The 12,211-nt window shown below is 74.2% G+C and carries 10 protein-coding genes; 4 read left to right on the top strand and 6 right to left on the bottom strand.

Annotated features, from left to right (window positions below; all coding sequences use genetic code 11):
* Window positions 1-675: 675 nt before the first annotated feature.
* The 3 genes from ACN27A_RS16065 to ligD form a co-directional block, all read right to left on the bottom strand.
* A complete protein-coding gene (locus ACN27A_RS16065; RefSeq protein WP_421454184.1) occupies window positions 676-2,907 on the bottom strand; it encodes a PQQ-binding-like beta-propeller repeat protein in 2,232 nt (743 codons plus the stop codon).
* Window positions 2,908-3,058: 151 nt separating this feature from the next.
* Window positions 3,059-3,610, bottom strand: a complete 552-nt coding sequence (locus tag ACN27A_RS16070) for an anthrone oxygenase family protein (RefSeq protein ID WP_421454187.1) — start codon at window positions 3,608-3,610, stop codon at window positions 3,059-3,061.
* A 344-nt stretch (window positions 3,611-3,954) separates the two neighbouring features.
* On the bottom strand, window positions 3,955-4,914 hold the full coding sequence (ligD, locus tag ACN27A_RS16075; protein ID WP_421454190.1) for a non-homologous end-joining DNA ligase: 960 nt from the start codon (window positions 4,912-4,914) through the stop codon (window positions 3,955-3,957).
* Window positions 4,915-5,069: 155 nt separating this feature from the next.
* Between ligD and ACN27A_RS16080 the strand changes: the two genes are divergently transcribed.
* The 3 genes from ACN27A_RS16080 (at window position 5,070) to ACN27A_RS16090 (ending at window position 8,400) form a co-directional block, all read left to right on the top strand.
* Window positions 5,070-5,522, top strand: a complete 453-nt coding sequence (locus ACN27A_RS16080) for a winged helix-turn-helix transcriptional regulator (RefSeq protein ID WP_421454192.1) — start codon at window positions 5,070-5,072, stop codon at window positions 5,520-5,522.
* A 98-nt stretch (window positions 5,523-5,620) separates the two neighbouring features.
* Entirely contained in the window at window positions 5,621-6,166 is a 546-nt protein-coding gene (locus ACN27A_RS16085) for a TetR/AcrR family transcriptional regulator (RefSeq protein WP_421454195.1), read from the top strand.
* Between the two features lie 38 nt (window positions 6,167-6,204).
* The gene (locus tag ACN27A_RS16090; RefSeq protein WP_421454198.1) at window positions 6,205-8,400 is read left to right on the top strand and encodes an MMPL family transporter; all 2,196 of its coding nucleotides are present in this window, start codon (window positions 6,205-6,207) and stop codon (window positions 8,398-8,400) included.
* Between the two features lie 111 nt (window positions 8,401-8,511).
* On the opposite strand, the gene ACN27A_RS16095 is transcribed toward ACN27A_RS16090, so the two are convergent.
* Entirely contained in the window at window positions 8,512-9,768 is a 1,257-nt protein-coding gene (locus tag ACN27A_RS16095; protein ID WP_421454201.1) for an erythromycin esterase family protein, read from the bottom strand.
* Window positions 9,769-9,858: 90 nt separating this feature from the next.
* On the opposite strand from ACN27A_RS16095, the gene ACN27A_RS16100 reads away from it, so the two are divergent.
* Window positions 9,859-10,050 carry a DUF2795 domain-containing protein gene (locus tag ACN27A_RS16100; RefSeq protein WP_132231166.1) on the top strand — a complete coding sequence of 64 codons (192 nt, stop codon included), beginning with the start codon at window positions 9,859-9,861 and terminating at the stop codon, window positions 10,048-10,050.
* Between the two features lie 4 nt (window positions 10,051-10,054).
* Here ACN27A_RS16100 and erm read toward each other — a convergent pair whose 3' ends face one another.
* Both erm and ACN27A_RS16110 read right to left on the bottom strand, forming a co-directional pair.
* A complete protein-coding gene (gene erm, locus ACN27A_RS16105; RefSeq protein WP_421454205.1) occupies window positions 10,055-10,852 on the bottom strand; it encodes an ErmE/ErmH/ErmO/ErmR family 23S rRNA (adenine(2058)-N(6))-methyltransferase in 798 nt (265 codons plus the stop codon).
* Window positions 10,853-11,299: 447 nt separating this feature from the next.
* Complete coding sequence (locus tag ACN27A_RS16110) at window positions 11,300-12,205, bottom strand: Gfo/Idh/MocA family protein (RefSeq protein WP_421458487.1); 906 nt, start codon at window positions 12,203-12,205, stop codon at window positions 11,300-11,302.
* Window positions 12,206-12,211 lie beyond the last annotated feature (6 nt).

A 12,211-nucleotide genomic window follows, 5' to 3' on the forward strand; every position in this document is an offset into this window, starting at 1 on the left:
ACAGAAAAGGAAGAGGTTGAGTCGGTTGAACATGGCCGGGAGTGGCCGTCGAGCCCACGGACAGGGCGTAACCATGCGGTGACTTCTTGCTACTCGCACAGTCTGCCCTGCAACAGCGGTGACGTCGATTACTTGCGCGCTCTGTGCCGAATGCGTGCCGACGTAGAGATGTCCCTTCCGACGGGCTGGGTGTTTCTCCAGGTCAGAGGCAATTGCATCATGGGTACGGCACGTCCCTCCGGAGGCGGGGGCGCAGGTTCGAATCCTGCCGGGGGCACCACACCACATCAGTCAATACCTCGCTCATCCGAGGTTGACCGTTCCCTCCGTCGATCTTCGACGAAGACGACCACGCAAACGCCCGACGACAGGTGTCGTCGGGCGTCTCCGTGTACCAGGGCTGCGGCGAGGCCGTTCCCGGCAGCGACGCGGGTGGCCTTCGACGCACGCCGTCCGAGGCCGACCGGCGCCCCGTCCCGCGCGCGAACACCGACCACCCAGCCGGCCCGGCCCGCGTACCCAGATCGCCGTGGTCACGTACTGCTGCGGCCCGGGTGGGGTGTCACCCGGGCCGCACTCGCGCCCACAGCCGCCGTCCGCGCGGACACCCGGCCGGAAGCAGTGCGGGCGGGCGGCACCGCGTCGAGGAGTCGGCGGTGCCGCACCGCCACGGGGTCAGTCGGCGGCGAGGCCGTGCAGGAAACCGTCCTGGTCGCCGACCAGCAGCAGGTCGCCGATGACGACCGGCGGGCTGTAGCAGTAGGCGCTGGTCGTCAGTTGCAACCGGGAGCGGACGGCCCCGGTGGCCACGTCGAGCCCGACCAGCAGTCCCGTGGTGGTCGGGGTCCACGCGACGCCGTCGTGGATCGCCGCGCCGGTGCTGACCGGGCGGGCACCCAGCCCGGCTGTCCAGCGGGCCTGGCCGGTGGCCGGGTCCACCCGGGAGGCGGTGCGGCCACCGTCGTCGAACATCAGCACGTCGCCGCCGTCCAGCACGAGCTTCGGGGCGTAGACATAGGAGCCGGCCATCGACCAGCGGGGCTCCCCGGTCGCGGGGTCCAGCGCGAACGCGCTGGCCACGGTGGACACCAGGACCAGCCCGTTGGGCAGCACCTCCAGGTTGTCCGCCCAGGGGCCGTAGATGAGGCGGCTGTAGGCGGTGGTGCGGGTGGTGGTGGAGAACGACCAGAGCACGGCACCGGTGCGGGCGTCGTGGGCGTAGACGTTGCCGTCGCCGGCGCCGGCGTAGACGCGGGTGCCGTCGCTGGCGGCGCGCCCGGCGAACATGCCCTTCCCGGCCACCCGCCACACCGGGTCGCCCGTGCGTGCGTCGACGGCCTGCCGGGTCTCGCCGGCGGAGATCACCACGACGGTACGACCGTCGACCGTGGTGACCAGCGGGCTGCCGAGCACCGGGGCGCCGGCGTCGTGGCTGAACCGGCGCCGGCCGGTGGCCGCGTCGAGGGCGTGGAGGCGGTGGTCGTCGGAGGGGACGTAGACGGTCCTGCCGTCGGGGGCGAACGCCGGCCGGCCGTACACCGCGCCGATCCGCGTCTGCCAGCGCCGGGACAAGCCCCGGCGGGTGGGGCGGGCGCCGAGAACGTTCCCGCCGGTGGTCGCCGCGACCAGCAGGCCGTCCCGGGCCGCCAGGCCGGCCTGCACCGGCGCGCCGAGCTGCTCGCTCCAGCGCAGCCGCCGGGTCGGGTCGCGCAGCGCGAAGGTGCGGGTCTGCTCGTGCCAGGCGCCGTCGGCGTCGGTGACCCGTACGGTCATCCGGTGCTCGCCGGGCGGGAGCGACGTGAGGTCCAGCCCGCCGGTGTAGCGGCGGCCGGCCCCGTCGGGGGCCAGGTTGCGCCACTGGCCGTCGTCCTTGAGCCCGTAGGTGTGCTGCGGATAGAGCTGGGCCTTCACGTTGGCGGTGCGGGCGTGCGGGGCGAGCCGCACGGACACCGCCAGCGCCGCGCCCGCCGGGTCGAGCGAGACCGTCTGGGGTCGCTGCGCGGCGGCGGTACGCGGGCCGGCGATCGGGATGTCCAGCACCGCCCGGGACTCGGCGCTGCCGTCGGCGGCCCGCTGCACGGCCGTGACCTTCAGCACCTCACCGTCGGGGCCGTCGGTGCGCTGCACCCAGTAGTAGATCGCCGAGCCGCGGGTGTCGTCGACCGCCAACTGGGTCACCCCGTTGAAGCGCTGCACCTGCTCGGCGTGCACGTGCCCGGCGAACATGGCCCGTACGTCGTAGCGGTCGAGCAGCCGCAGCAGCCGCTCCTGGTCGGAGACGTAGTAGTTGTCGCCGCCGAACGGGAAGTGGCAGAGCATGACGATCGGCACGCCGCGCGGCACCCGGTCCAGGTCGCGGGTCAGCCACCGGATGCCGGACTCGCCGAACCCGCCCGGCTCCTGGAGCAGGTGGCTCGGGTCCAGGGCGACGAAGTGCAGGCCGTCGTGGTCGAACGAGTACCGGCTCGGCCCGAACAGCGACCCGTACCGTTCGCCGGCCGTGCTGTCCCACCGCCAGTCGTGGTTGCCCGGCACGTGCCGGATCCGGGGTCGCAGCGCCACCGGGATGGTGTCGAGGTAGGTGTCGTACTCGGCCACGGAGCCGTGCTCGACGATGTCCCCGACGTGGCAGACGACCTCCGGGTTCCGGGCGGCGATCTGCTCGTACGTCCAGCGCACGCCCTCGGTCCGCTCGGGCAGGTCCACGTCGATCTGCGTGTCGCCCAGCAGCGCGAACCCCGGCGACCAGGGCCCCCCGGGTCGGGGTGCGGGCCGGCCGGCGGTCGCGGGCGCGGCGCCGACCGTCGCGCCGGTGGCCGCTGCGGTGACCGCGCCGACGCCCAGGCCGAGCAGACGGCGGCGGTCCATCGGGAGACGGGCGGGTTCGTTGGCGGTCGGCGATGGCATGGGTGCGGTCCTTCCGACGGGCGCGGGAAATGCCGGGAAGTGTGGCATGGGCCACGACCGCCGAACCAGCGATCTCCTGCACATCTCGCCGGGATCCGCAGGAGATCGTCAACATCGCCGGAGAAATGTTCGTTTCCTTGCAGGTCCGGGCTCACACCACCTGGTCGGCCGGGTCCGTGGCGCGCCGTCCCGCCCGGTCGGCCGGGTCCGTGCCGGGCCGCCCCGCCCAGCGCAGCAGCGCGACGAACGCCAGCGCGGCGGTCACCGCCCCGCCCACCAGACGCACCCGGTGCCCGGCGACGAACTCGGCCGCGACCTGACGCAGGTACTCCGGTGAGTGCGTGCCGACGGGGTCGACGAACATGATCTCGTTGCGCGGCCAGAAGAAGAACACGGAGAACAGGAACTCGCAGGCGACGAAGACCACGGCCGCGCCGGCGATCCACCAGCGCAGCCGGCGGTCGCGCCAGGTCAGCACCGCCGCGGCGAGGCAGGCGAGCACGACGGTCGCGCCGAGCGGCGGGAAGTAGTCACTCGGGCCGCCCGCCACCAGGAACTCGCGGGCCCGGTCCAGCGACGACGGCGGGTCCCCGAAGATGTTCGGGTAGAGCATCACGGTCTCGGCGGCGACGCCGCCGAACGACATCATCGCCGTCCACACCAGAACGACGAGCACCGTCCAGGTGAGCCTGTCGCGGGTCATGGGTCCTCCTGCCGATCCGTCGACGCCGTCCCGGCGCCGTCGGCCGGGCCGTCCCGGCGCCGTCCGCTGGGTCGTCGTCGACGCTAGGTCGGCCGCCGCGGCCCGTCTGCCGCCCGACGGCGTGAAGGCGGGGTCGCCTGTGGACGTACGGCGGCGCAGGCCGGTCGCCCGTCCGCGCGGCCGGGCGTCGCCTCCCGACGTAGCCCGGGTGGACGACAGGCGACGGACGACGGGACGGGCGACGGCGACAGGCGACGGGCGAGCGACGGCGGCGAGCGACGGCGGCGGCGGCGTGACGGGCACCGGCAGGGCCGCCGGTGGCGGGCGGGGCTGGTGCGCGTACGTCAGCCGGCGGCGCGGCGGGCGCGGGCCCGGCGCTTGCCCTCGTGCATGGCCTGCACCCGGGCGACCGGGATGGTGTGCCCCTCCGCGACCAGGTCCGCCGGGAGCCGCTGCGGCGCGGGCAGCCGCTCGGCCCAGGGGTCGTGTCCGGCGGTCAGCGCCGGGGCGGTGCGGATGGTGAAGTCGGCCGGGGTCACGTCGCCCAGGTCGGCCCAGTCGACCGGGAAGGAGACCGGCACGCCCGGCCGCAGCCGGGGGCTGTAGGCGGCCACCACTGTCGCCCCGCCGGCCCGGGTCGAGTCGACGAACACCTTGCCGCCCCGGTCCTCGCGGATGAAGGCGGTGGTGGCCAGCGCCGGATCGAGCCGTTCGGCGCGGGCCGCCACCGCCCGGGTCGCGGCGGCCATGTCCTCCACCGTGGCGCCCTCCGCCACCGGTACGAAGACGTGCACGCCCTTGGCCCCGCTGGTCTTGACCGCGCCGGCGAGCCCCGCGTCGGCGAGCGCCTGCCGGACCAGCCGCGCCGCGGCGACCGCCAGCGCGAAGGAGTCCCCCTCCGGCGGATCGAGGTCCAGCACCAGGTGGGTGGGGCGGTGCAGGTCGTCGACCGTGGCCAGGGTGGGGTGGTACTCCACCGCGCGCTGGTTGGCGAACCAGAGCAGGGTGCGCCGGTCGTCGCAGAGCGCGTACGAGATCTCGCGGTGCGACGCCTCGGCCCAGACCGGCGTGCGGGCCACCCAGTCCGGCGTGTACTTCGGCAGGTTCTTCTGCATGAACGGCGGCTGCCCCGGCCGGACCCGGATCACCGACAGCGGCCGGCCGCGCAGCTGCGGCAGGATCCGCTCGTGCACCGCGTCGAGGTAGTCGACCAGGTCCCGCTTGGTCGCGTCGGCGCCGTCGAACAACGGCTGGTCGAGGTTGGTCAGCGACACCCCGTCCCGGGTCTCGTCAGCGCCACTCATCCGACCACCTTCGCGGCCCGGGGGCCAACGGTCAACCGGACGCGGCGGGGCGAACCGCCGCGAACGGATCGCCGCCGGCGGCGCACGGGGGACGCGGTTTGTCGGCGGGGAACACCCTCTGTGACCATGAGGGCGGAGCGTGAGGAGGCAGGGGCGTGTCGCAGGGAAACAGCGACGGCACCGGCGGGCGGGCGTCCGGGGCGTGCGGGGCGGTCGACGGATCCTTCGCCCCCGGCCAGACCACGGCCTGCACGGTCCGCGAGGTGCTCGACCGGGTGGGCGGCAAGTGGAGCATCGGCATCCTCGTGGCCGCCTCCCAGGGCCCGGTGCGCTTCACGGAGCTGGAACGCCGGGTGGAGGGGATCAGCCGCCGGATGCTCACCCTCACCCTGCGCAACCTCGAGCGCGACGGGCTGCTGCACCGGAAGGTCCATCCGACCGTCCCGCCGAAGGTGGAGTACACCGCCACCCCGATCGCGCTGGAACTCCACGAGTCGCTGGTGGCCCTGACCCGCTGGGCGGAACGGCACCGCAGCGCGATCGCCGACGCCCGGGCCAGGTACGACCGGGCGCACGTCGGGGACCTTCCGCCCGTCCCGGAGGGCTAAACCCCGGCCGCGTGTGGGGAACGCCACGCTCTCGATCTGACCGATCGGTCAGGGTCTGACCGATCGGTCAGGCATGCTGGTCGGGGAGGTGGGCCGGCATGGCGCGGATGGTTCCGGAGACGCACGACGAGATCCTTGCGGCGGCGGCCCGACGCTTCGCGACGACCGGCTACCGGGGCACCTCGTTGCAGGACATCGCCCGCGAGGTGGGCTGCTCCAAGGCGGCGGTGCTCTACCACTTCGCCAACAAGGAGGCCATCCTCACCGAGCTGATGGCCCCGGCGATCGACGTCCTCCAGGCGCTCGACGAGCGGATCCGCGCGCATCACGGCGCGGACGCCCAACGGGTCGCCGCCGAGGGCTTCGTCGACCTCGCGGTCCGTTTCCGCCGCGAGATCGCCCTGCTCCGGGGCGAGTTCCCGGAGCTGCTCAAGCAGCCCGCCTTCGCGCACATCCAGCGGATCTCCGAGCGGCTGGTCGACGCGCTCGCCGGGCACCCGGAACGCCCGTCCGCCCGGATCGTGGCGCTGGTGCTGCTCGCTGGCATCTCCGAGACCTGCGGGGAGTTCGCCGACATACCCGACGAGGAACTGCGCGCCGCCCTGCTGGCACTCGCCCGGCGGGCACTGGAGCCCGTCGACTGATCCGTACCCAACCATCCACGACCGAGGACAAGGAACTCATGGCCACCCTGCTCTACCGGCTCGGCCGGGGCTCGATGCGCCGGCGGCGACTCGTCGCGGCGATCTGGCTCGTCGTACTCGTCGGTCTCGGCCTCGCCGCCGCGACCCTGCGCGGCCCGATAGCCGACAACTTCACCATGCCCGGCACCGAGTCGCAGCGCGCCCTGGACCTGCTCGCCGAGCAGTTCCCGGCGGCGAGCGGCGCGACCGGCACGATCGCGGTCAAGGCGCCGGCCGACGGCGCGCTCGCCAGCCCGCAGGGGCAGGCCGTGGTGAAGGAACTCACCCAGGAGGCCGCCACGCTGCCCGGCGTCGTCGGCGCCGTCGATCCGTTCCAGGTGGGGGCGGTCTCCCCCGACGGCCGGTACGCGCTGGTCCAGGTCCAGTTCGCCACCGGCGCCGACGAGGTGACCGACGCCCAGCGCGACGCGTACGAGAGGGTCGGCGAGCGGGCCGAGGCCCAGGGCTGGGAGGTCGCGCCCGGCGGCGAGGTGCTCAGCAGCGTGCCGGAGGTCGGCTCGACCGAGGCCATCGGCGTGGCGGTCGCCGCGATCGTCCTGGTGGTCACCTTCGGCTCGCTGGTGGCGGCCGGGATGACGATGCTCAACGCGCTGATCGGCGTGGGCGTCGGCATGGCGGGTCTGTTCGCGATCAGCAGCGTGGTCGACCTGAGCAGCACCGCGCCGATCCTCGCCCTGATGCTCGGCCTCGCGGTCGGCATCGACTACTCGCTCTTCATCACCTCCCGCTACCGGCAGAACCTGATGGAGGGGCTGCCACCGGACGAGGCGGTGGGCCGGGCGGTCGGCACCGCCGGCTCGGCCGTGGTCTTCGCCGGCGCCACCGTCGTCATCGCGCTGGCCGGGCTGGCCGTGGTGAACATCCCGTTCCTGACGGTGATGGGTCTGGCCGCCGCCGGCACGGTCACCATCGCGGTGCTTGTCGCGATCACTCTCCAGCCGGCCCTGCTCGGCTTCGCCGGCCGCCGGGTGCTGCCCCGCAAGCTGCGCTCGACGGTGCCGGCCGGGGACCGGGCCGCCGACGCGGTCACCCCGCCCGCCGAGGACCGGTCGGGCTTCGGGTTCCGCTGGGCGCGCCTCGTCACCCGGTTCCGGGTGCCGGTCATCCTGGTCGGGCTGATCGGGTTGGGGCTGCTCGCCCTGCCCGCGCCCGACATGCGGCTGGCGCTGCCCGACGCGGGCACCGCGCCGGTCGGCTCGGCCGCCCGGGAGTCGAACGACGTGATCACCGAGGGCTTCGGGCCCGGCTTCACCGGCCGGCTCGCGGTGGTGGTCGCCGGTGACACCCCGCAGGCGACCTCGGCCGCCATTCCGCAGGTCACCGCGCTGATCCAGCGCACCGAGAACGTCCTCGCGGTGGCCCCGCCGCAGCTCAGTCCGGACGGCCGCACCGCACTGCTCGGGGTGGTGCCGAAGACCGGCCCGACCGACGAGGCCACCGAGACCCTGGTCAACGACGTCCGCGCGGAGGTGGGCGGGTTCGGCGACGTCGACGTGCTGCTGACCGGGGCGACCGCGATCGGCATCGACGTCTCCGAGAAGCTCTCCGACGCCCTGCCGGTGTACCTGCTGCTGGTGGTGGGCCTGTCGGTGCTGCTGCTGATGCTGGTCTTCCGCTCGCTGCTGGTGCCGGTCAAGGCCGCGCTGGGCTTCCTGCTCACCGTCGCCGCCACCTTCGGCATCACCGTGGCGGTGTTCCAGCAGGGCCACCTCGCCGACCTGGTCGGCCTGGACACGCCCGGTCCGCTGGTCAGCTTCCTGCCGATCCTGCTGATCGGCATCCTGTTCGGCCTGGCGATGGACTACGAGGTCTTCCTGGTCTCGCGGATGCGGGAGGACTTCGTGCACGGCGACACCGCGCAGCAGGCGACCATCAACGGGATGGGGCACGGCGCCCGGGTGGTGACCGCCGCCGCGCTGATCATGATCTCGGTGTTCGGCGGCTTCGTCTTCCTCGACGACCCGGTCATCAAGTCGATGGGCTTCGCGCTCGCCATCGGCGTCGCCATCGACGCGTTCGTGGTCCGGATGACCATCGTGCCGGCCGTGATGTCGCTGCTCGGCAAGCGGGCCTGGTGGCTCCCCCGTTGGCTGGACAAGATCCTGCCCAACGTGGACATCGAGGGCGAGGGCCTCCGCGCCCACCTGGACGAAAAGCACCCCGCCCACCCCTGACCCACCCACCGCTTCGGTCGATCATGCAGTCGTGGTGCCCCGCACAACCGGCGAACCCGGCTGGAACGGGCACCACGACTGCATGATCGCCGGGACCTGGGTGGGCCCGGGTCAGACGCCGGCCGGGTAGGTCTCCATCTCGCCCGGGGTGGTCAGGGCCGGGAGGGGGTGCAGGGCCGTGGTCTCGTCGCACCAGATCAGGGCGTCGTAGCGCTCCCCCAGGCGGGTCGGCACGTAGTTGCCCCACGACTCGAAGGACGGGTCGTAGACCACCCCGATCGCCCGGTGGTCGGCGGTTCCGGTGACCCAGCCGGGCTGGTCGTCACCGCCGAAGACCAGCACGGCCCGCTCGGGCATCAGCTCGTGCAGCCGGTGCTCGACCGAGCCGGGGCGGGCCGGCGGCACCACCATCGCCTCGGCCGGCGAACCCCAGCGGGGCGCGGCGATCACCGTGCCCCGGTAGCCGCCGAAGCCGACCAGGACCACCTCGTCGGCGCCGTGCCGCTCGCGGGCCAACTGGCCGATGTTGACCATCCCGTCGGCGGCCATGTCGGTGGCCCGGGCGTCGCCGACGTGCGTGTTGTGCGCCCAGACGATGCCCCGCGCGCCCGGGCCGTAGCGCTCCAGCAGCCGGTCGAGGGTGTCCGTCATGTGCGTGTCCCGGATGTTCCACGACTCCGGCCCGCCGCCCACCATCGCCCGGTAGTAGCGCTCCGCGCCGGCCACCACCTCCGCGTTCTGCCAGGCCGAGAAGCTGTCCGGGCCGTCCGCGACGGCCTGTTCGCGGGTACGCGCCAGCAGGCGCACGACCTCCTCCTCGCAGCGGGCGGAGACGAACCGGCTCGCCATGCCGTACTCCTCGACGCGCTTGCCGTACGGCTCGAAGCAGCGGTACGCGTCCTGCGCCGCCTCCAGCGACCCCGGGTCCTCCTCGCCGAGATAGTCGAAGATCGCCTGCATGGACTCCCACAGGCTGTAGACGTCCAGGCCGTGGAAGCCGGCCCGGGCGTCCTGGGGCCGCTCCACGTTCCACGCCCGCAACCAGGAGCAGAAGCGGGCCACCTCGGCGTTCGCCCACATCCAGGTCGGCCAGCGCTCGAAGCGCTCCAGCGCGACGCGCGGGTCGGCGGCCCCGCCCGGGGCGGCGGTCACCGAGCGGTGCACCCGGTCGCAGTCGGGCCAGTCCCCCTCCACGGCCACGAAGGAGAACCCGCACTCGGCGATCAGCCGGCGGGTGAGCTGTTCGCGCAGGCGGTAGTAGTCGTAGTTGCCGTGTGTCGCCTCGCCGATCATCACGATCCGGGCGTCCCGGACGCGCTCCAGCAACGGGTCGAAGTCGCTCGGCGCGCCGAGCCGCTGAACCAGCATGCCGGCGGCTACCCGGCGCGCCGCCGGAGCAAACCGCCGAACGTCGATCGGCGGGCGTGTGCCGGCGGGCTGAGCGGGTAGGCCGCCGGCATGACCGTCACCGGCGTGCAGTTGCAGGAGTACCTGGCCGGGCTCGACTACCCGGTCTCGCGGGAGGACCTGGTCCGCTGGGGCCAGGAGAACGGGGTCAGCACGGCGATGCTCCAGACGCTCCGGGCCCTGCCGGCGGAGGAGTTCGACTCCCCCGCCGAGCTGAGCGAGGCCCTCAACACGCTGGCCTGACTCCTCATCGGGCGTGCAACAGCCGGAACAGCACCAGCCACTGCTCGGGCCAGACATGTCCGACCGGGGTGGCCGGGTCGAGCCGGACCGCCCGCAGCGCCGCCGCCAGCCGCGCCCGCGGGTGGTGCCGGGCCAGCGAGGCCGCGAGCGAGCCGCCGACCCCGTCGAAGCCGATCTCCACCATCCGGCGGTACGCGGGCAGCGCCGACGGGGCCAGCAGCGGCTCCGGCCGCCGCTCGACGCGCAGGATGCCGGCGTCCACCCCCGGCACCGGGCGGAACGAGGTGCGGGGCACCCGCCCGGCGAGCCGCCAGCCGAACTCCGGCCAGGTCAGCACGGTCAGCCTGGTCCACCGGCCGTAGTCGCCGCTGCGGCGGCGGGCGTACTCCACCTGGGTGAGCAGGGTGGCCGCGCGCAGGTTGGGCGCGGCCAGGCACCAGCGCACCACGGCCGAGGTCAGCGACCAGGGAATGTTGCCGACCACATCGAACTCCTCCGGCGGTGGGGTGACGGTGAGGAAGTCGAGCTGCCGGTGCGTCACGTTCGGCAGAGCCGCGCAGACCCTGGCCAGCTCGGCGCCGGCGGCCGGGTCCACCTCGTACGCGGTCAGGTGCCGGCAGCGGGCCGCGAGCGGCCGGGTGAGCTGGCCCCGGCCCGCGCCCACCTCGAGCAGGAGCCGGTCGGGCCGGGGGCGGGCGGCGTGCACCATCCGGGCGATCGCGGCCGGGTCGGCGAGGAAGTTCTGGGAGAGTACGCGACGGGACCGGTCGCGTTCGGTTGCTCGGGTACGGCGGGGCGCCACAGGTCGTCGTCCTGTCTGTCGCCGTGCGGCGACGGAGCGGACAGGCAGCCGCGGAAGGGGGCCTGTCCGAGGGTTCGGGGACTCGGACGGCCCTGGGCGTGACGCGGAACGCGGGATCGGCGGCGCACGGCGAAGCGCCACGTCGGAGCGGACGACCGGGGGTGGTGCCGACGGGCGGCACTCAGCCCCGGGACGGCACCCGGATGCGTGGCGGGGGCGGCGTCTCGCCCGGGGATGCCCAGGCGGTGGCGCCGCGGGTGCGGTACGGGGTCAGTCGCGGGTCGCGCCGGCCAGGGCCGGACGCCGGACTCGCAGACGGGCCGCCAGAAGCGACCCGAGGACGGCCGGCGTGCCGACCCTCTCGATCAGAGCGTGTGCGGACATGCGGCGACCCTAGCCGCGCCCCTCCCCGGAGGCGACCGCTTTTCCGCCTCCCGGGTGCGGCCCTCAGCTCGGCAGGTCGACGGTGCGCCCCTCGGCGCGGGCGGTCTCGGCGGCGGCGAGCACGGCCACGACCTCGCGGCCGAAGCGCACGTCGCAGCGGTGGTCCCGGGTGCCCGAGCGGATCTCCTCCAGCAGCTGGTCGATCGCCACCCCGAGGGCGGTCGCCGCGTCGCCCTGGCCCGCCGGAGCGGTCTCGACGCCGTTCTCACCGTAGAAGACGAACTCCCGGGCCACCGCCTCCTGCGGGCCGTCCAGGGTCAGCGACACCGTGCTGGTGGCGCCCCCGTCGTGGGTGAGGAGCAGGTTGACGAGCCCGTTCGGCCCGTCCATCGCGGCGACGCGGGTGACCCGGCCGAGCACCGGCAGGACGAACGACAGCGCGTGCGGGCCGATGTCCCACAGCGCGCCGTGCTCCCGGCGCCAGGACGAGGCCCCGTAGGGGCTGCCGGGCTTGAAGATGGACGCGAACCAGAGCGCCCTGGCGGTGTGCCACCCGCCGACGGCGGCCGTCGAGGCGAGGAAGGCGGCCACGTCGGGCCGGTAGCGGCCGGTGAAGAAGACCACCGAGGCGACGTCCGCCGCCTGCGCGGCGTCGACCACCCGGTCGGCGTCGGCGACGCTCAACGCGAGCGGTTTGTCCAGCAGCAGGTGACGGCCGGCGGTGGCCGCGCGGACCGCGATGCCCGCCTGGACGTCCGGCGGGAGGGCCACGGCGACCGCGTCGCAGGCGTCGATGAGCGCGTCGGCGTCGTCGAACGCCGGCACCCCGTAGCGCTCGGCCAGGGCCGCGGCCTTGCGCGGGTCCCGGCCCCACACGCCGGCGAACACGACCCCCGGGTGCGCGTGCAGCGCCGCGGCGTGCGTCTCGGCCGCCCAGTGACCGGTGCCGAACAACCCGAACCGCACCACGAACAC

It is taken from the genome of Micromonospora sp. WMMD737, assembly GCF_049179055.1.
Lineage (GTDB): Bacteria > Actinomycetota > Actinomycetes > Mycobacteriales > Micromonosporaceae > Micromonospora > Micromonospora reichwaldensis.